We start from the raw sequence: 20,484 nt of genomic DNA, 5'->3' as shown, positions 1-20,484 counted from the left end.
CTCGAAGGCGCGTAAAATTCGTGATCAGGTTAACGGCTATCCGGCCATTTTCCAGTCCAAACGGGCTTTAGCCGTATGGAATGTGAAAGCGTCGGCATTAAACACCGCCTGGCGAGTCCAGCACTTGGCGCACTTTGCGCGCCAGATCATGGGGCAGGTAGGGTTTGGAAATGACGTCGAACTCCGAGCCGCCTACATCGGTACGCTCGATGGAGTTTTCCGCATAGCCTGTCGTCAGTAACACTTTGGTCTCGGACTTGAGCGCCTGCACCTTGCGCGCGAGCGTGACGCCGTTCATGCCGCCGGGCATGATCAAATCCGTGAACAGCAAATCGAATTCATGCCCGTTATCGATCAGCGCCAGCGCTTGTCGGGCATCCGCCGCGACCGTCGTGACATAGCCGTACTCTTCAAGAATGGTGCAGGCCAGTTGCGCAACATCGTCGCGGTCCTCCACGACCAGCACGCGCTCATCGCCAGACTTGGGCAAATGCGCATGACGTTTGTCGACGGCCTGCACGTCGCTTTCATCGGACGGGAAATACAAACGCAATGTGGTACCGACACCGTGCTCGGAATAGATACGTGCACTGCCCCGGGACTGTTTGGCGAAGCCGTAGACCATCGACAATCCCAGGCCAGTACCTTTGCCTTCTTCTTTGGTGGTGAAGAACGGGTCCATGGCACGCGCCAACACGTGTTCGGACATGCCTTCGCCGGTGTCGGTGATCGCCACGCAAGCGTAGGTGCCTGGAAGTAAACCTTCATAGGCCGCCCGCACTTCTTCGGTGATGACCACATTGCGGGTTTCGATGTGCAGTTCCTGGCGGACGCTGCCGACCATGGCATCGCGGGCATTGATCACAACGTTCAGCAGAGCGATTTCCGCCTGCGCCGGATCGATGCGGCAGTTGGCCAGGTGCGGATCGAGATCGAGCTTGATCTCGATGCCTTCGCCCAAGGTGCGATTCATCAGCACTTGAGCGTCCTTGACCAACTGATTGAGGCTGATGACCCGCCCCTGGAGTTTCTGCTTGCGCGAGAACGCCAGGAGTTGTTTGGTCAGGGTATTGGCCTTTTCCACCGCATCGTTGGCATAGGTAAGGTTGCCAAGGATCTTCGCCAGATCCGGTGACGACTTGCCGGCCACGGCTTTGGACAAGGAGATGTAGCCGCCGATGACCTGCAACAGGTTGTTGAAGTCATGAGCGATGCCACCGGTCAATTGCCCCAGCGCTTCCATCTTCTGCGATTGGCGCAAGGCCTCTTCCGCGTCGCGACGACGGCTGACGTCCAATTGCGAGGCGAAGAAGTAGGTCAGCTTGCCGGCTTCGTTGTAGATCGGCGAGATGAACAGCGCATTCCAGAACGAGCTGCCGTCTTTTTTGTAGTTCAGCACTTCGGTGGAAAAGTCGTGGCGTTGCTCCACGGCTTGGCGGATCGACGTGATCACTTCGGGATCGGTGTCCTCACCCTGTAAAAAACGGCAATTGCGCCCGATGATTTCCGCAGCGTCATAGCCGGTCATTTCCAGGAAGGCATGGTTGGCAAAAATGATCGGGTTGTCGGGCCGGTTCGGGTCGGTGACGATCATCGGCATCCGCGTACTTTCCACGGCGGCGAAGAAGATGTCTTTCGGGTGCCCCAGCACGTCGGCAGTGAAGCGGTTGTCGACACGAAGATCACTGTTGGACACTGCCCAAACTCCTGTTGATTCACTGCGTTGCAGTGGCGGTATCGCTCCGCAGATAGAGTTCGGAGTGGCGGCGGGGGTAATCGTTCCGCGAGCGTTGTACATCGTTGGAGAAGATGTACAAGCGGGCACGGTGTCGCCGGGCCAAACCTGAGCCAGCCCATTGGCGGGATCAGGTTTGGGAGGGGGTTCAGAAATCGATCGAAGCGCTAACCGAGAAGGTGCGCGGGGCGCCCAGCACCAGGTAGTTCGAGCCGGGATAGCCGCCGGTCGATGCCCAATAGTCGCGGCCCGCGACGTTGTCGAGACGAGCGCGAAGCGTGACGTCCTTGTCGTCGACTTTGAAGCCATAGCGGGCGCCGAGGTCGAGGCGGGTCCAGGAGGGAATTTCCATCGTGTTGGCCGTATTGACGTATTGGCGACTGGTATAGGTGACCCGGCTGGTGAGCGTGACGCCCTGCAACCCGGGCACATCCCATTCGCCGCCAATGTTGGCCTGGGTTTTAGGCACGCCGATGGCGTCATTGCCATCGTCCGTACCGTTTTGGGTTTTGCTGAGCTCGGCATCCAGCAGTGTCACGCCCCCCAGTAGCCGAACGCCCTGCATGGGCTCGCCGAACATGGACAGTTCAATGCCTCTATTGCGCTGTTCGCCGCCGTCCTTGAAGACCTGGTTCTCGACGATGCCGACCGGCTTGCGTGTTTCGAAGATGGCGACGCTCCCTCCCAGGCCACCGCCGTCGTATTTCACGCCCAGTTCGGTTTGCTTAGCCACGTACGGAGCCAACGATTCGCCGACATTGATGATCGGCGCAGACGACCCATCCGGCAAGGTCGTAGTCGCGCCAGCGGTGTCGCCTTTGGTCAAACCTTCAATGTAGTTGGCGTATACCGAAAATTGCTCGTTGAGCTGATACACCACCCCAGCAACGGGCGTCGTTTCATATCGATTGTATTTCGAGGTCTTGTCGCCGGTTGTGTAGTCGTAGCCCGTGACGTCCAACCCTTGGCGACGAGCGCCGAGCATGACTTGTAGTTGATCATCGAAGAACCCCAGCGTATCGGCGATTGCCAGGCTTTGCGTGTGAGTGCGCGCTGTGATGTGCGGACTGGACATGGAGCCTGTAACTTTCGGACCTTCCGGCCTCGCGACGTCGACAGGGTCGTACAGACCGCTGCTCAAGGCCCCACCTGTGGCAAACGCATTGCGATCCTTGGTATCGAACATCGCCCCCGATATGACCCACTGATGCGACACTGGCCCTGTCTGCACATTCAGCCGCGCACCTACTTCGCCGGTGGTGACAGTCTCTTCGCGATAGTTGTCGAAGCGACTGGCCGAGATAACGCCTGCCCCTCTATAGATCGGGTTGGCCAACACGTTCTTTTCCTCGCCTTTACGCATGCCGACAGCTGCCCAAGTAGTCACGGCATCGGTCAGGTCATATTCGGCGCGGAACGTACCAAACGTCTGTTTCTCTTTCGCATAGGTCCACGGCTGACCGAAGTTCTTGTCTGCGCTCGGTGGGCTGGGCACCTCGTTACCAAACCTCACGCTCGGCAACGGGTTGTCGATGAAGTGATACTGATGCCCAATATCCGACGACAACCGCAGCCGCTCCCCCTGGTAATCCAGCCCCAAAGCGAACATGTTCAAGCTACGGTCTTGGTCCTCGACCGCCGTCTCCCCCGCCCGCTTGGCGACGTTCACCCGTACCCCGAACTGATCGCCCTCGCCAAAGCGCCGCGCCACATCGGCCGCCACCGTACCGAATCCCCGGTCTTCGACACCGGCGGTAAGACGCGTCAGCGGCGCGTTCGGCGCACGTTTGGGCAGGATGTTGATCGCACCGCCGATACCCGTACCACCCGGCGCCGCTCCGTTGAGAAACGCGCTGGCCCCGCGGAACACCTCGACCCGCTCGATGAACTCCGACGCCACGTACTGCCGGGGCAGCAGCCCGTACAGGCCGTTGTAGGCGATGTCATCGGAGTACAGCGGAAAGCCGCGTACCATGTAAAGCTCCTGGAAGTTGCCGAAACCCCGGGCGATGCGCACCGAAGGATCGTTCTGCAGAATGTCGGCGACGCTGTGCGCTTGCTGGTCCTGGATCAGCTGGTTGGTGTAGGACGTGGAGGTGAACGGCGTCTCCATGTAGTCCTTGTTGCCCAAGATACCGACCCGCCCTCCGCGGGCCACTTGCCCGCCTTCGTATTCGGGCACCAGCCCTTCGCGCGAGGCGTCGGCGCTGGCCGATACGGCGGTTTCCTCCAGCTCCAGCACGGGCGCCTGGGCATCAGTGGCCCGGGCAGCCGGCCCGTCGACTGCGGGCAGTTCCAATGCGGTCTGCGCCACTACCTGGGGTGAGGCGAAACCGACGAGCAAACCCATAGGCAGCCAGAGGGAAGTCAACGCGTTCTTGCGGGGAAAGTGTGGAGTGGGCATGAGCGGACCTGTTGAGCGGGACGGCCAAATACGAATAGCCAGAAGGCAGATGAACAAGCGGCCGGAATATAACAAACAAGAATGATTCTTTGTTGTGTATTGTTTACTAATACCGTGCGTATTTGATTCGCATCAACGCGATACAGCGCTTCTTCTACATACCGATCCCCAACCAGTATCTAACGTATCCAGGACCTTAGAGTGACAACGCCCCTGGCGTTGCTGGGCGCAGTAACGCCCCAGCAGCTGCGCAAAACGCGTCTCACCCTGCCATGAGACGCTCTTTCAAGCGGGCGATGAAGTCGGGATCGCGCAACTCCACGCTCGTCTCTCGGCGCAACGCCAAGCTTTGCCACTCGGGCGACTCGCAGTAGCGGTAATAACCGTGGGACAGCCAGTTCCAGCTGCCCACGGTCGCCGCGCAGTCGTCGACCAGAAGAATCTTTTCATGGGTGCCCTCCGGCATCCGCACCACGTTGGCCTCCCCCAGGTAGCGACGGTAAGCCTCGATCAGCCCGGCGTCGCCGTCGTCCGCGTCGGCCTTGTCGACGCGATCATGGCCGTAATAGACCGTGACCGCGACCCCCCGCTGCTGGGTGGCGCGCAGGATCTTCAACGGTGGATGGTTGGGGCTCGAGCCTTGTCGAATCCACGGCACGACCACGGTGAACGAGCGTTGGCTGGAGGCCGCGAGCGCTTCGAAGGCCGGAATATGGTCACAGTCGAAATAGTGCTTGACCCCATGCCTGTCGGCCCCTTCGAAGGAAGGGCTCTGATGCTCCATCTCGACGAAGAACGAAGCGGCGCATCGCTCGGCCATGCGCGCCAGGGACTTGCCGGCCGCAAGCAGGCGCTGTTGGTTGCCCACCACAATGAACTGCTGCTTGGCCCGCGATACGGCCACGTTGAGCAGGTTCGGCTTGCCGTTCTGGAACGCGTCGCGGTCGGTGCGCTGGAAGATGACCGGCGAATAGACGATCACCTCGAAGCCGACGCCCTGGAACTGATGGACCGAGCCGATCTTCAAGGCCTGGCGGTGCTTGAGCCGCTCGCCATAGCGCTTGATCAACAGGTTCTTCTGATTGGCATAGGGCGTGATGATGCCCACGTCCTGGGTCAGGTCGTAACCGGCTGCCTCCAGCTTGTCCAGTAGCAGGCCGATGGCGTCCACTTCGTCCTCGTTGGTATTGGGCAGCGTGCCACGCCGCCCCGGCACGCCATAGAACATGAGGTTGAACCCTCCCATGCCGGCACAAGCGGCGGCGATCCTGGCGTCGGGGGCTGCGGTGCATACGTGCACCCCGCGGTACTCGGCGATGCGCATGAACAGCTCGGCGATGGCCGGTTGGCAACGGCGGTGCTCGTCCAGGACGATGCCGTCGCCCACTTCGTCGACGCTGCCGGTGGCCGTGCCCGCTGCACGGTGATAGGCGGTGACCAGCATCGGCGAGACCGCTTCGTACCGCGTGTTGTCGTGGAAGTGGCGGGCCTTGAGTCTTTCCGCCGACGCGTTATCCAGCGAGCGGATGGGTTCGATCTGCAAGGGGTCGCCCACCACGACCGCCCTCTGACTGCGTGCCAGTAATGGCACCAGCGCTTCCACCGAGATCATTCCGGCTTCGTCCACAAGGCTCAGGTGGTAAGGGGCGAAGCCATCGAGGTCAGCCAGCTTGTAGCCCGCCAGCTTGTGGATCGACACCAAGGTCGACGCCATCAGCGGATAGGCCAGGGTGATGAGCCGATAGAACTCGTCGAGTTTGTCCTTCCAGCGGTAGAAACCGCTGTCCTGCTTGCCGCTGAGCAGGCTGGTCCACAGTGAAAGCGCCTGGCTTACCGGGGCTTTCTGCCTGAGCAGTTCCTGCCATAGGTAGTCGATCGCACAGTCGAATAGCCTGCGTTGCTCGGCGATGAAGCGCAAACGCAGGACGTCGAGCCAGTCGCCTTCGGGGAAGGCCTGCACAAGCGCGTGCTTGGCGGTTTTATAGCGCCGCAGGTGGTCCACGCCGGCGGTGAGGTGCGCCACGTCGGCCGCGAGCCGCTGCAACGCCTTTGCCCTGTCCCTGTCGGCATCGGTTTCGATGTCGGCGGCGGCATCCAGCCACTGCTCGGCCCCTGCGGTCGCCATCATCCCCCGACGGTTACGCGCCAGTACCGCAAGCTGCGCGGGCTGCGACGCGTCCAGGTCGAACTGCCGGAAGTCTTCGGCATGGGCTTGGCGCAGGTGCTCTCGGGCGGCGCGGTATCGGCCGCCGAACCAGATGGCCAGCAATCGCGCCAACCCGCGGATCGGGTACTCAACGAAATGGTGCTGAACGTTTGCGCTCAGCGGGCAGCTCAACCATCGGGCATACAGCGCAAGGGAGAAAGGCGCGCTTGGCAGTTGGCCATAGCCTGTAGCCAGCCACTGCCCGGCTTGGCTGTGCCGGGTTCTACGCGCAGCGAGTCGCTCGCGTGCGTCGCTGCATTGTCGTGCGATGTCCGCACCGCGCTCGACGCTGATATCCAGCGCAGCGCACTGCTCGCTCACCTCACGACCGAGCGCCTTCAACCGCGACTCGTAGGTTTCGGCCGACACACCATCCAAGGTCGCGGCGGCTGCCTGGTACTGCGCGTGCAGCGCATGGAAGCGACCGAGTTCGGTGTCGATGGCGCGGCGGGTCGCGACGATCGTGGCGGCCAACGCGTCCTGCTTGTCCGGATCATGCGCCTGGCTGTCGAGCTGCTCCAGCAAGGCCCCGACACGTTGCAGCTCTTGCGTGACCTGCGCGTTGTCTCCGCCCTGGAAGTACAGCCAGTTGAGCCCTTGCAAGGCGGGATCGCCACGCAGGTCGTCGATGACGTTTTCCACGGCCTTCTTGGCGGTCGAGGTCACGACCAGGCCCAGGTTGCGGTCCTCGCCCTCGATACAGCACAAGGCCCGTTCGACCAGCTGGCTGGCGATCAGCGACTTGAACAGTGTGGTCTTGCCCGTGCCCGGCGCGCCCTGCACAGCGGACAACGCCGCACCGCCGGCGATCTGCGCCAAGGCCAAGGTCTGCCCGCGGCCCAGCGGATACTTGCGTTCGAACAGCCCGTAAGGCGTTCGCCTCGACGACGTCGGGCTGGACGCCCGATCGTCGCAGCGGTAAGAAATGTAGCGCTCGAGCAATGCCGAAACCGGCCGTTCGCCGGCTTTCAAGAGTTCGCTGTAGTCCTTCAACTGCTCGCGGCTACTGAAATCGGCATTCACCTGAGGGCAGACGATGCCTGTGAACGCCGTTTCCAGTGAAGCGCCCACCGGCTTGCCGGCGCTTTCGCTCACCTCGTTCAGACGCTGCTTGATCCACCGCAGAAAAGCTTCGAACAGGGCAGCGAAATCCGCCTGGGCCTGCTCCATGCAAGCGGCCGCGATGCTCATCATGTGGCGCTCGGCGCCCAGCTCTTGAATATCGACGTTCAAGTATTGCCTGAAGGCTTCCAGGTTCGGCGCCACTTCGTTTCCCTGTTTCACGGGCACGATGAACGACGGCGTCGTGGCGCCGCACCACGTATCGGGCAACGAATAGCGGAACAATGGAACGAAGAAGGCTTTCTGGCCTTCGATGACACGCAACAGAGGAAAGCCCAGTTGCAGCGGTTCGGGCTGGCGCTTGCCGTGTTCGTCCACGTGGGTGAAGCGGCTGCTCAAGGTAGCCGCTTGGGCTTGAGACAGCGCGAAGCTGAAGCCTTGGTCGCTTTCCTCCAGGCCGTTCCTGCTCAGCCTGATGTGCTGGTGCTCGTGCACATCCCCGGACTTGATACGGCTCTTGGCGATGCCGGCCGCCTCCACGAAGGCGCGCCAACCCTGCAAAACTTCCGTGTACTGCTGCCTGTCTTGCATTGAAACGACCCAAGTCTGCGCGAACGTGGGGGCGATTCTACGGGAATGCGCGAGCAGTAGCCTAACCTTGGCCTCTGCTGTACATCGCCCGCGAAGCCGACGCTAGGGTCGTGCGACAGGCGCCTTGCACGCGACGGCACACGGGGTGGTTCAGCCAGGCCGCCGCTGAGGTTTGGCCGAGGGACGTCGGGCGGTACCGAACCCGGTGTCCGGCACGCCCAGGAGGTCAGACCCGGAATCGGCCCGACATGTCCTGAAGTTGCACGCTGATGCGCGCCAACTCCGTACTGGCGTTCGCCGTTTCCTCGCTGGAGGCTGCGGTTTGATCGGAAATGTCGCGCACATTGGTCACGCTGCGGCTGATCTGCTCGCCGGCCGCGCTTTGCTGTTCGGCGGCGCAGGCGATCTGATCGTTCATCGATTCGATGTCCTTGATCGAGTGGGCGATCTGTTTGAGCATCTGTCCCACTTCGCGCGACAGCTCGACGCTGTTGCCGGTCAACTGCACGTTCTGCTCCAGCACGGCGGCCATGTGACCAGTGCTCTGGTTCAAGCCGGCGATCAGCTCGATGATCTCGTCCGTGGATGTGCGGGTGCGCTTGGCCAGGTTGCGCACCTCATCGGCCACCACCGCGAAGCCCCGGCCCGCCTCTCCGGCACGCGCCGCCTCGATGGCCGCGTTCAACGCCAGCAGGTTGGTCTGCTCGGACACCGACTTGATCACGTCGAGCACGCCACCGATGCTGTCGGCGTGACCGCGCAGGGTCGCCATCACCGACTTGGCCGAGGCCATCTCCTGGGCCAGCAGCTCGATCTGCTCAACCGCCTTGACCACGGCTCGGTCGCCCTGCACCGCCTGACGACTGGCGCCCCGAGCGGAAGCGGCCGCTTGACCCGCGTTTCGCGCCACCTCATGGGTGGTGGCGGTCATTTCCTGCATGGCCGTGGCGATCTGATCGGTTTCCACTTTTTGCAACTGCACGCCCGTGCTGGTCTGCTCGGTGATGGCCGACAGCTCTTCGGCGGCACTGGCGACCTGCACCACGCCATCCTTGAGCTGGCTGACCAGGCCGTGCAGGTTGAGCGTCATGCGCTGCATGCTGGCCTGCAATGCGCCGATCTCGTCGGTACGGGTCACGGTCTGCCGCTGGGTGAAGTCGCCGCGCGCGACGGTCTCGGCAAGGTCGACCGTTTCCTTGAGCGGGCCCACGATGGAGCGGGTGATGAGCCAGGCGGCCGCGACGCTAAGTGCAATCGCCAGCAGCAGCCAGATCAGCAGCGCCTGGAGCGCCTCGCTGACGTCCGAACTTTGCAATTCGGCCTGCCGTGCCGTCAATTTGTCGGCTAGCACGAGCAAACTGTTGATCGTTTGGCTGATACCCGTCTGCCCAGCATCGGCGCCGGCTTGCGCCTGGACCACTTGCTGCACGTGGCTGCGATAGGCATCAAGCTCGGTCGCCAGCTGCTGCACCATCGCTGACGGCAACGCACTGACCTTCAGCGCCGCCAGGCTGCTTTGCACCTCTTCTACGGCCTTGATCGCAGCGGCTTCGCTGGTTTTGCTCGGCGCCGCGACGTAGCTGCGAAAACCCGTGTGCATCCGCTGTACGCCCATCGACAAGGCCACCAGCGTTTGCCGGTCTTCGCTACGCCCCCCGTCGGCATTGGCGACGCCCCACAGCCGCTGGAGCGACTGGGTGAGTGCTTCTGCCGAGGCCAAGGCCGTGGCACGCGCGGCCTCACGTTCGCGCGTAGCCGTCACGGCCTGTTGCTGGAAGCCGCGGTATTGCTGCAACAACGTACCGGCTTCGCGCAGGAACGCTTGGTTTTGCGGCGACTTGAAATTAGGCGAAACGGTACGCAGCTGGGTCTCGGTCTTGTCCAGCGCAGCCAGCCATTTACCGGCCTGCTCGTCGGTGGCGCTGACGAAGTACACCAATCGCTCGATGCGCATGTCCCGGGCCATCGAACTGAAGGTGGCGATGTCGCGCATGCGGTCGCCTCGGTCCGCCAGGGAAAGGGTCGCCCGCCAGCCGGTGAAGGCAACCAGCAGGATCATGGCGACGAGCAGCGAAAAGCCCAACGACAGTTTTGTACGCACACCCAGGTTGTTGAATGATTGCCGCATTGGAAACACCAGTGAGAGGGTTGACTAAACGCGCGAGAAATTACTGGCGCCTCGTCCTCATCGGCGTGAAAGAACAATGCTTGATGCTTGAGCGGGGGAATATCTTTTTCACCGCGCGAAGAACGTTTTCATCGCTTTGGTGTATTCAGTCGCCGTTGCAGAGCCTGTGCTCGAAGTTCCCGCACTCACGGCGTCAAGGCGCTGTAGGAGGCCTCGCAGGCAAGGCCGGCCACTCGGGCGCGGTCATAGGCTTTCGCCAGCTCTCCCGCTCGCGCATCAGCCCGTGCGAGCAGGTCGGAGAGCACCATGGCGGCGCGGGTGGCTGCCTGGCCTCGGGCGACAGCGGCGGGATCCGTGCCGGGGCAACCGACGCCGGCCGCGAACTGGCCGGCGGTATGGCGCAACCGCTCGCCAGCAGCATCGGCGCCAGCAGCGTCAGCAGCGGCCACCTGGGTTTGTGCGTACGCATGGGCTTTCACCTCCTCCTGCGCTTGGGCGCGTCGTTGTTCTTCGTGGCGGGCACCGCGCTGGGCCAGGACTTCGGCCAGCCGATCGGCGCTGTCGCGCTGCGCCGATGCAGCCTGGGCCTGACTACGCTCCACCGAACGACCGTGCTCGTAGGCGCCCCAGTAGGACGCCAGCACCAGAGCCAACAGCCCCAGCCGCACCGGCCCTATCATGCCAGCGCCCGTCGGACGCCCTCGTCGATCACCGCCGACCGATAAGGGTTGGCACCGTTCTCGTGCGCGATGATGGCGAGCACGATGCCGCGCAGTCGCGTCGGGTCCTTGATGTCGATGCTGTCGGTGGTCTGCACACCCAGACGCTCAGCCACCGCCTGGGCATAGGCCTGAGTGTCGTTTTCGTTGCTCGGCGCCCAGCGGTTGACGATTTCCAGCACGGTGTCGATGCCTTTACCGCCGACGCCCGGCAGACCGGCTTTGTTGCGGTAGTTGATGAGCAGCTTGCCCAGGGCGCGGATGCCGTTCTCGGGCGAGTCGAAACGGGCGAAGCGCGGGTTGGCCACGCCCTCCTCCAAGCCAAGCTGGCCGACCCAGGCGTTGCGGGCGTTGTAGTCGATATTGCCGGGGTTGTTGTTGCGGATGCCGCGAGGGGTCATGGGGATGCTCCATGCAAAAGAGGCCGCCTTTTGGACGGCTGGGGAAAAATGCGTTGGGTAACGGATATCGCTTGATACATGGGTCGCTGGAAATACGAATAACGTTCGATGCAATGACCTCTTTTTATCCAAATAGCGTTCAGCCCGGTGCCTACGGAGAATGGATTGTGCATCTACCCAAACTCTCCTCATGAGAGGACACGGGCGCGCCAGCAAAAGATGAAAGCACATTGCCACTATTTCAGATACCATCGCCGCCCTCGCCGATTCGGCGAGTGCACAATTGAAAAATCAGCAAGGGGTCAGGGATGTACGTGCTTCGCAATACGGTCGCAGCTGTGATGGTCGTCATGATGACGGGCTGCGCCACAGGACTTGATTCCGCTCAAGAATCCGAACTGGCCAAATACCGGGCCACCGATATGGCCGTTCAGGAAAAAAGCCCGGGTGCCGCTGCAGGCCTGGGCATCTTGCCAGGAGGTGGTTCGTTCTATGGCCGTTCCTATGGCTATGGTGTGGTCAATCTGCTGCTGTGGCCCCTCTCGATACTGTGGGACCCAGTCAGCGGTTACAACGCGGCAGAGTCCATCAACTACCAGGCGACCAGGGCCCGTGTCGCCAGCCTGAAACGGCATGACATGGATGCACTGGATACCCGACTGGCGAGTAAACAGATCGACCTGGAGAAATACACGCTGGAAAAGCGCAAGGTCGACGAAAAGTACTCCAGCCTTTGAAGGCGAAGCCCGCAGCGATGCGGGCTTTTCGTTTGGGAACAGGCTATTGGCTAACTTGTCGTTAAGCGTGGACTTGGTGCGCTCGCGCTAGCCTTGTCGAGGCCTCTACGCACTCAGGCGGCATTGTCTGATGCATCTCTTGGCGTTGGCTCGACTGGGTCCTTGGCCGTGATCGAGACTTCAGCTGTGTATTCCTTGAGCACCTGTGCGGTGTAGACCTGGGCGCCGGGGAACTGAGTCAGGATTTCGCGGGCGCGGGCGATCGCTTCTTCCTGGGTGGCGTAGCGGGTTTTATTGGCGACGTCGTAGTCGTTGGTCAGGTTGATGGCTACATAGGGCATGGGTTTTCTCCAGGCAAAAAAATACCCGCGCGGGGCGGGCTTGGGATGTTTGACCTTCAGGTCTTGGGGTACTGCTGCTTGACTCGTTGGAGGGTGGAATAGAACGGTTCGGCTTTGGGTATCGCTCCTTGGTCCATGGCATGCCAGAGCATGTCGAGCTGTTCTTCGAGCGGTGGGTATTCGGCGGCGCGCCGTGCGCCGTGATCGTATTTATGCTGGATTTTCAAAGATGAACTCCTGATCTTGGCAGGGCCAAGCACTTACCTTGATGGAATAGGCGCCTGGCTGCGAAAACTCCAGCTCTATATCCGAACCATCTGCGATGTATTCAACATCTTCAATCGCCACTACCGCGCCGGCCGTAACGCCAGTAAGGAGGCCTCCTGCCAGTGCAGCGCTACCGATTGGGCGAGCCAAAAGCCGCCCTTTGTCGACATAGCTGAGGGCCGCGTTCGCAGGCTCGGGTATCTGTAGCAAGGGCAAGTTGGTATTGAGCCGCATTGTCTGTTCAACCGAGGCCACTGGCCCACTAGCCACCAAGACAATGCGCCCCTGCTGGTCATAGGCCAGCATATGATTGGAACTCATCGTTTACACCCCATGGCAAAAAGGTTCATGTTGCGCACGCCGACACCAGTGTTCTCACCCCACCAGCGCACCTTGATTACATAAGCACCTGGCCCTGCATACATCGAGCTGAGCAAGGAAGGGAAGCCGTCCGCCCAGTCCCCGCCGCCTTCTGCAACCACGCTGTCGTTGATCAGCATCTGAAACATGTAGCGGCGAATTCCTGAGCCAAAGCCTTGGTAACAACCGAACTGAGCCATGATGTAACCGGGGTCATCCATCTGTATGGCAACCGCGATCAAGTCTATCCAGGCATTTACCCCTGCACCCGCTGCATGACTAGGATTGTTGGCCACGGTAGGCACTGTTACCGCGTTTCCTCGGATGCGGAGGGTGTCCACCTCGGCCGTCCCAATCTTGGCTGCGGTTATAGCTCCGTTTGCGATCTTGGCGTTATTGACAGCTGCATCCTGGATCTTTGCTGCACCGATACTCGCATCGCGGATGTAGGCATCGGCGATGAATGTCTGCCCGCCCACCACGGAAAACGGCGAAGATAGTCCTGCACCGTTCGAATTAAGCAGTGCGAACTGGTCCGCATAGATGACGAAAGCCGACTGGACAACACCGCCCTGCTCGTTAATGCCGATGCCAAACCCGCCCCAGTGGTGCACGCCGTATTGATTGTTGATCTGCACACGCATGGTGTATTGCGCGTTAAGCATGTTTTTCATGCCCGTCTGGGCGGTTGCGACTTGCTGTACCGAGGCGCGGGCGTCTCCCAGGTTGCTCTGCACCGTGTCGACGCGCTGGCCTAGAGCCGCGTCCGCACTGGCCCGAGCTTGCGCTTCGCTCTGGATCGAAGCGTTGGCGCTGCCCACGCTGCTTTGTACCGTGTCGATCCTCCGACCCAGCGCTGTATCGCCAGTGGAGCGGGTAGACGCCTCACTCTGAATCGCCGCATTGGCGTTGCCCACCGATGTCAGCAGCCCATTAATCCGCTGCGTCTCCGCCGCCAGCTTGTCGCCTTGCTGGGTGACATTGACGCTCAGCGAATCGAACGCTCTGCCCGACGCTGCGACCGATCTCCGGCCAGCCGCGATGTAGGCGATGTCCACCTCGCCGTTGGCATCGCCCGAGTTGTACATGTCGAGGCGGATGGCCCAGATCTTCTTGCCGTTCCAGCCGGCGTGCCCCGACAGATCGAACTCGATGTCCTGCCAATCGCCATTCGAGGTGTTGATAGGCCAATTGAACCGCCGAACCTCGGCAAGCCCGCCCTCTTCGTTGGCCCAGTACATCGCCGCATTGGTACGGCCGGTGTTGCGCCGGCGCAGCCTGATGCGGATCAGTGGGTTCTCGGCACCTTCGATGACCGGAAAAGTATTGGTCACTTGGATGTTGGTGGATTTGGCAACAGTTGCGTATTGCGGGCCTGCGGTGAGGGTAGCTCCAGAGGTGTTGGCCTTCCACCCCTCGGTCGAGTTGGTGAATTCCCAGACCTGCCCCGCCACGAATGGCAGTGCATTGCCGATTTTGGCCTCCAGGTTGGTGATGCTGCTGGATTGCGCCGTAAGCCCGCTCTCGGTGGCTGTAACGCGGTTGGCCACGGTGGTCAAGGCAGCTGAAGATGCCTTACTGGCCAGGCCAGTCGAGCCGTTGTTGACGCTGTTCTCCAGGCTGGTCGTTCTGCTCGACACCGAGGTGATGTCCTTGCCCTGCTGGCTGACGCTTGAGGTCAGGCCGTCGACGGCAGTAGACATGGCGCCGATGGCGTTGGTGTTGACCTGCGCACTGTCCCTCCAGCCCGTAGCCTTGGCCCCGACCTCGTACTGAGGTCGAGCAAGCTCTGCATAGCCGGCCGTGACCGCGCCCGTGGTGCTGTAGACGCGGTAGTACAAGTTGCACCCGGCCGCATCCGACGGTGAGACGGCGGCGAACTGAATCCGCTGGCTGTCTGGCCCGATCGGCACCAATGGCGAGGCCGGTGCATTGATCACGGTCCCTGACCCGTCAACCCATTGCATGAAAATCCGAATCGAAAACCCGCTGGTCCCCCGGATGTAGATCGAAGCCGTCAGCGTCTGGCTCGGCCCGACCTTCGGCCTGCGGGTATCACCGGTGGCAGTCGGGCGGAGTGACTTGTAGCCCGAGGACGTTGTCATTCCAGCCGTCACAGTCATGCGGTGGGCTTTTTCGCCTGCATTGAGCCAGGACTGCACAAGGCTTTCGGTCGACGTCGCGGGCCCCTCCACCTCCCAACCATCGGCCGGCCCTTTCACGGATGCATATTTCGTCATGCCTGGGTTGTACAGCAGGTTTTCGCCGCCGAGATCGCCCAGGCTATTGTTCAGCTCGGTCAGCTGACCGGAAACGCTGGTAACCCCACTCTCGGCTTTGTCGACCCGGCCCGTCAGGGCCGTAGTGGCCAGGGCGGAGGTCTGAGATTGATCGAAGCTGTTGCCAATGTTGAAGGCAGACGGCTCGACCTGATCATTGACCGCCGCCTCGAACATGAAGCGGTCGTAGTAGGTGACCCTATTAGCGATCCCGGAGCGGTTGCTCTGGATGGCCAGTTGCATCTGTGTGCCGTTATAGGACGGGTCGGTCAAATTGATGACGCCTACATACCTGGCCCACGAGGTAGTAAGGGCGAACGTAGGCGAGTTCGAGGTCTTGAACGACGAACCGTCAGCCAAGAGCACGCGCGCGTAAGCCCCCACTATGTGGCCGTCCGTTTCAGCCTTGGCATAGAACGACACCAGGTACTTGCCCGGCTTGAAGCCCATGTTGCATCCAGACGCATTGAGCGCCGTGGCCAGGCCAAAAGTGTGCGAGTCGACGGCACGACTATCAGCCCTCAGCGCGTAACCCTTGAGGGCCTGAAGATCGGCCACGGTACCAATGTTGACGCCACCGTTGGAGTACATGGCGGGCAAGTCTTTCGTGAAAGCGCAGAATTCCGCCGGTACCAAGTTGACGCCGCTGGCGCCCAGGTTGCTCATGCTCGCGTTGATACTGGTCAGGGCGCGGCCGTTGGCAGTGATCGCGGTCCCTTGCTGTTCCACGGTGTTGGTCAAGGCCTGCACCGTCGAGGCATCGGCTTTGGTTTCAACCTTGCTCAGAGCGTTGGCAGCCGCTGCCGCCGCATCGGTGGCGACCTTGTCGGTCACCGCCGTCCACGCGCTTCCGTTCCACCGCTTCGGCGTGTTGGCGCCGTTGGTGGTGTCGATCCAGAGGTTTTGCGCCTGGCGCTTGTCAGTCGCCGGCGCAGCAGACCCGTAAACGACCTCGCCCTTGGCGCCGGCCGCCGTTGCCGCCGCTTGCGCGGCTTGCTGCGCAGTGGTGACGTTGCTGTTGGTGGCAGTGAGACCGCCCTGCAGACTGACGATCGACTGGCCCTGGGTGGACAGCTTTCCTTCTGCTTCAGCGACGGTGTTGCTCAGGCTGGAAACAGCCTCTGCCGAAGCGGCCGCCGAGCGCCTGCCCACAGCGATATAAGCGATATCGACCTCGCCGCTGGTATCGCTGGCGTTCATCATGTCCAGACGGATGGCGTACATGCTCTTGCCGTTCCATCCAGCGTGACCGGACAGGTCCAACTCGATGTCCTGCCAGTCCGTGGTGGTAACGCTGAGAGTCCAGTCCAGGCGGCGCGCCTCCGCCAGTCCACCGTCTTCGTTGGCCCAGTACATCCGGGCCGCGGTGCGCGTGGTGTTTCGGCGACGCAAGCGCAGACGCAGGTAAGGGTTTTCCGCGCCAGGCAGCGTAGGAGTGAAGCTGCACTGTAGGCTCTGCGACTTGGCCATGGTCGCGAACAGTGGCCCGGCGGTGAACGTAGAGCCGGAGGCTGTGGCCGCCCACACTCGCGTGGAACCAGTGAACTCCCAAGCCTTGCCCGCCACGAATGGCTGGGAGGCGGCGACGCTGTTTTTCAGTTCGGTGATGCTGCTGCTCTGGCTGGTCAAAACGCCCTCGGCGCTGTCCACCCGGTTACCCAGTGACTGCACCGCCGAGGCGTCGGCCTTCTTGCTCACGCTGTCGGTCAGCGAGGTCAGCGCCTGGCTTTGCGAACTGATCAGCTGGTCTTGAGCCTTGTCCTTGTCCTCGCTCGCCGTCACCCGACTGGAAACCTGCTGCAGCGCCTGCGAGCTGGCCTTGCCGTCAATGCTTGTCTGCATGCCGTCCAGGCGCGTGGCCTGGGACGTCAGCTTGCCCTCGGCATCGCTGACACGGGTGGTCAGACTGCTAACCACCGAAGCATCGGCCTTGGTCTGCGCCAGCGCCAAAGCGCCAGCCGCCGCCGCAGCCGCATCGGTCGCCGCCTTGTCGGTCACCGCCGCCCAGGCGCTACCCGTCCAACGCTTGGGTGTATTGGCGTTGCCAGTGGTATCGATCCACAGATTCTGTGCCAGTCGATCGGCAGCGGCCGGCGCTGCCGCCTGGATGAGCACCTTGCCCTTTCCGCCCGCCAAGGCGTTGGCTGCGTCGGCAGCGGTCTGCGCCGCGGTGACGTTGCCATTGGTAGCGATCAGGCTCGTTTGCAGGCCGCTCAGCTGCGAGGCCTGCGCCGTGCTCTTGCCGTCCAGGGTCGAGACGTCGGTTTCCAACTTCGAGACGCGCGTAGCGGTACCGGCCGCCGTGACGATGGACTGGCCCACATCGGTCCAGTAGTCGACATTCGGCGGCGGCGTGTTCAGCGCCACGGCCTTGGTGGCCTGGTACAGCTTGCCGTCGGCACCCAAGGCGTTCTGGTTGATGCTGTAGGCCTTGTCCTTGCGGTACGGCAGCGAACCGGCCAGGGTCGAAACATTGGCGATCTGCTGTTGCAGGTCGGTCTTAGCGTCGGTCACGCTCTTGCTGACGGTCGCGAGCTGCCCATCGAGCGTGCTCTTGACCCCCGACAGCGCGTTGTTCACATCGCCGATCTGCTTGGCCAGCTCGGTCTTGGCGCTACCGACCCGCTCGTTGACCGACCCTGGGCCGTTGCCATCGACGAGCGCGATCTTCTCGATCTTGCTGGTGAGCTCCTTGCCCAGCTCGCTCTCGCCGATCTGTTGGGCGATCTGCTCGAGGATGGGGCCGGCATCGGCGCTGGCCTGGCCGCTGACCAGCGCAGCGTCCACCGGGTACCACGGCCCGAGGTTGCCGGAACGATCGACCAGGCGCGCCCAGAAGTAGAACCGCTGCCCGGCGCGCAAGCCCTGCAGGGTGTGCTTGTCTTGCGGGTACGCCAGATCGGCCAGCTTCGTGGCCTTGGTCAAGTCCGTGCCTTCGCCGTACCACAGCTCGGTGTGCTGGGTATCCTCAGCGCCGGCCGGGAACGTCCATTCCAAGCCGATGCCGAACAGCAGGCTTTCGGTGGTCAGGCTGGTGATCGCCGGAGGATTGCCCGCCTTGCCGTTGAGCGGGGTCAGCGCGGAGCTTTTCCAGGCGGACGAAGCGTCGAACGCACTCACGGCACGCACGCGTGCCAGGTAGGCGCCGGCATAGATGCCGATGACGTCCACGGAGGTGGTGCCGGTGCGTTGCAGCCTGACCCAGTTGCCGTTGTCCTTGCGCCACTCGGCGTCGTACCCCACTGCGCCTTGAACGGCGTCCCAGGCGATGGTCATGGTGTTGACCGCGATGCCCTGGTCGACCATGTGCGAGGACGACAACACTACATTCGCCGGCGCCTGGACCGTGGTCACCGGAATGACGCTGATCGGGCGCTCGTCGAGCTTGGCGCCGGTGTCGATGGCGGCGAACTTGCTCGGGTTGAACTCCAGCGCGGTGATCTCGTAATGCCCTTCCTGGGTACGCGAGGTCTTGAGCACGCGGAACAGCTGGATGGCCAAGTCCTGGTGGTCGATCGCCCATTGCAGTTGCGGCTCTGGAGCGACGTCGTAGGCGGTGGTGACGGTCACCTCGCGGCCCTGCACCGCCTGCACCGTGCGCGCTTGGGCAGTGCCGTTGGGCAGGTTGACGATCAGTCGGTCGCCGGCCTGGATTTCGGTGTCGCGGTCCAGGGTGATCGCACGACCGGCGGCCGCCGCGATCCGGCCGCCGTTGGGACGCCCCGCCACCAGTTCGTCCGCCACGGGAATCACGTAGCCTGGCAAGGGGATGCGGCCTTCCATGCCGGTCTTGAAGGTGACGGTGCGGTCCTGGTGGTTGCTCAACAGGGCCCATTTGCCACGGCGCTGGGCTTCGGAGGCGCGGGTGCAGCCGATGGCCGAGATTTCGATGGGGCGGTCGCGGTAGCGGCGCTGCAACGCCAGGTCGGTGACCGGAATCACATCGGTGTCGTAGTTGTTGGCCGGGTTGTCGTAGCTGACAAGCGCACGGCTGTAGTGGCTGCTGCGCTCGGCGCCGCCATAGACGAAGTCGCCGTCGATGACGTTGGCGCGGGTGAACACATAGTCCACATCCTGCGCACGGGGCATGTCGGCCTGCATGAACAGCGCACCGTGGGCCCAATAGACCATACCGCGGTAGATGGCCGAGAGGTCGCGCAGCAAGGTCCAGGCATCGGCGCGGCCTTGCAGGTTGAGGTCGCAGAGGAAACGCGGCTCCTGCCCGCCGATGCCATCGGGTACCGGTTGGTCGCAGTACTGGGCGATGCGGTACATCTCCCATTTGTCGACCATCCACGGCTTGATGCGCTTGCCCAAGCCGAAGCGGTCCTCGACGCACAGGCCATAGGTGACCAGTGCCGGGTTGTTGGTCCAGGCCTGCTTGAAGGCGCCGTCCCAGACGCCCTCGTAGGTGCGGGTCAGCGGGTCGTAGTTGCTCGGCACCGGCCAGCGCTTGGCCTTGCACCTGACCGACACGGCCGGGATGTTCTGGAACTGCTGGGCGTCGAACTCCACATAGAGCAAGGCGGTGTTGGGGTAGCGCAGCTTCTGGTCGATGATTTCGGTGTAGCCGGCCACGCTCATGGTGTCGGCGACGGTGCCGGTGTTGGCATTGGCGGTCAGGCGCCGCACGCGCAGCATCCAGCCCGAAGTGGCCTTGGGCAGGTTGAGCCGCACCGAGCGCTGGTAACCGTTGCTGGTCTTGCCTTCCACCGCGCCGCGGTGAGCTTCGACATAGGCACCGCCGTCGCTGGCGATGTCGATGGCGTACTCGATGCGGTAGCCGTTGGTGTTGCCGCTGGCGTCCTGCCTGAGCAAGCGCGGCCAGGCCAGGCGTACGCGCACCGCCGAGAGCTGGGGGTCGTGCAAGGCGCGGGTGAAGGGGGCGTCGCTGCGCAGCTCGACGCCGACCGAGGTTTCGCTCTCCACGGCGGGGATGCCCTGGATGTAGTCCTGCTCGATGCTGCCGCGGCGCCACTCCCACTTCACGCCCGGAAAGTTGACGTTACCGTTGGCGTCGGTGATCGGCGTGTTGTCGAGGTAGATGTCGCGGTCGGTCGGCACGCCGTCGAACTCGCCCTCGCCCACGGCCAGCAGGATTTTGGCGATGTTGGTCGATTGCAGGCTGTCGGGTGCCTCGACCGGGGCCTTGGGCTTGCTTTCGCCGCCCTTGGCACCGGTGATGTCCAGGTGATTGATCACACCCATGTTTTCCTCCGAACATAAAAAAACCGCCCGGAGGCGGTTGCGTGTG

At 62.5% G+C, this 20,484-nt stretch carries 11 protein-coding genes and 1 pseudogene; 1 reads left to right on the top strand and 11 read right to left on the bottom strand.

All coding sequences use genetic code 11. The features are described 5' to 3' along the window. Window positions 1–97: 97 nt before the first annotated feature. The 7 genes and pseudogenes from ACSMEV_RS12800 to ACSMEV_RS12770 all read right to left on the bottom strand — a co-directional run bounded on the left by ACSMEV_RS12800 (window position 98) and on the right by ACSMEV_RS12770 (window position 11,246). Window positions 98–1,696 (bottom strand): histidine kinase famiy protein, encoded by a 1,599-nt coding sequence (locus tag ACSMEV_RS12800; RefSeq protein ID WP_459205468.1) that lies wholly within the window; start codon window positions 1,694–1,696, stop codon window positions 98–100. 187 nt (window positions 1,697–1,883) lie between these two features. Continuing rightward, a complete protein-coding gene (locus ACSMEV_RS12795; protein ID WP_459205467.1) occupies window positions 1,884–4,139 on the bottom strand; it encodes a TonB-dependent receptor in 2,256 nt (751 codons plus the stop codon). A gap of 262 nt (window positions 4,140–4,401) precedes the next feature. Beyond that, the gene (locus ACSMEV_RS12790; protein ID WP_459205466.1) at window positions 4,402–7,998 is read right to left on the bottom strand and encodes an AAA domain-containing protein; all 3,597 of its coding nucleotides are present in this window, start codon (window positions 7,996–7,998) and stop codon (window positions 4,402–4,404) included. A gap of 226 nt (window positions 7,999–8,224) precedes the next feature. Next, window positions 8,225–9,088 (bottom strand): methyl-accepting chemotaxis protein, encoded by an 864-nt coding sequence (locus ACSMEV_RS12785; RefSeq protein ID WP_459208340.1) that lies wholly within the window; start codon window positions 9,086–9,088, stop codon window positions 8,225–8,227. Next, a pseudogene (locus ACSMEV_RS12780) lies at window positions 9,083–10,057 on the bottom strand (methyl-accepting chemotaxis protein); the annotation flags it as partial. The pseudogene ACSMEV_RS12780 and the gene ACSMEV_RS12785, both read right to left, overlap by 6 nt. A gap of 254 nt (window positions 10,058–10,311) precedes the next feature. Then, complete coding sequence (locus tag ACSMEV_RS12775) at window positions 10,312–10,806, bottom strand: DUF2514 domain-containing protein (RefSeq protein WP_459205465.1); 495 nt, start codon at window positions 10,804–10,806, stop codon at window positions 10,312–10,314. Further along, window positions 10,803–11,246 carry a structural protein P5 gene (locus ACSMEV_RS12770; RefSeq protein ID WP_459205464.1) on the bottom strand — a complete coding sequence of 148 codons (444 nt, stop codon included), beginning with the start codon at window positions 11,244–11,246 and terminating at the stop codon, window positions 10,803–10,805. The genes ACSMEV_RS12775 and ACSMEV_RS12770 overlap by 4 nt, the downstream gene beginning before the upstream one ends. A 308-nt stretch (window positions 11,247–11,554) precedes the next feature. Between ACSMEV_RS12770 and ACSMEV_RS12765 the strand changes: the two genes are divergently transcribed. Beyond that, window positions 11,555–11,983 carry a hypothetical protein gene (locus tag ACSMEV_RS12765; protein ID WP_459205463.1) on the top strand — a complete coding sequence of 143 codons (429 nt, stop codon included), beginning with the start codon at window positions 11,555–11,557 and terminating at the stop codon, window positions 11,981–11,983. 113 nt (window positions 11,984–12,096) lie between these two features. Here ACSMEV_RS12765 and ACSMEV_RS12760 read toward each other — a convergent pair whose 3' ends face one another. From ACSMEV_RS12760 to gpJ, 4 genes are read right to left on the bottom strand one after another with little or no spacing between them, the layout of a single operon-like run. Continuing rightward, window positions 12,097–12,324 (bottom strand): hypothetical protein, encoded by a 228-nt coding sequence (locus ACSMEV_RS12760; RefSeq protein ID WP_459205462.1) that lies wholly within the window; start codon window positions 12,322–12,324, stop codon window positions 12,097–12,099. Between the two features lie 56 nt (window positions 12,325–12,380). Beyond that, entirely contained in the window at window positions 12,381–12,551 is a 171-nt protein-coding gene (locus tag ACSMEV_RS12755; protein ID WP_459205461.1) for a hypothetical protein, read from the bottom strand. After that, window positions 12,535–12,912 carry a hypothetical protein gene (locus ACSMEV_RS12750; protein WP_459205460.1) on the bottom strand — a complete coding sequence of 126 codons (378 nt, stop codon included), beginning with the start codon at window positions 12,910–12,912 and terminating at the stop codon, window positions 12,535–12,537. Before ACSMEV_RS12750 ends, ACSMEV_RS12755 begins: the two co-directional genes overlap by 17 nt. Then, window positions 12,909–20,438, bottom strand: a complete 7,530-nt coding sequence (gpJ, locus tag ACSMEV_RS12745) for a TipJ family phage tail tip protein (protein WP_459205459.1) — start codon at window positions 20,436–20,438, stop codon at window positions 12,909–12,911. The genes ACSMEV_RS12750 and gpJ overlap by 4 nt, the downstream gene beginning before the upstream one ends. Between the last annotated feature and the right edge of the window lie 46 nt (window positions 20,439–20,484).

The sequence above is a fragment of the Pseudomonas sp. MLB6B genome (assembly GCF_054508135.1).
The sequence above is the reverse complement of the archived record's forward strand: the minus strand, read 5'-3'. Positions and strand labels throughout refer to the sequence as shown.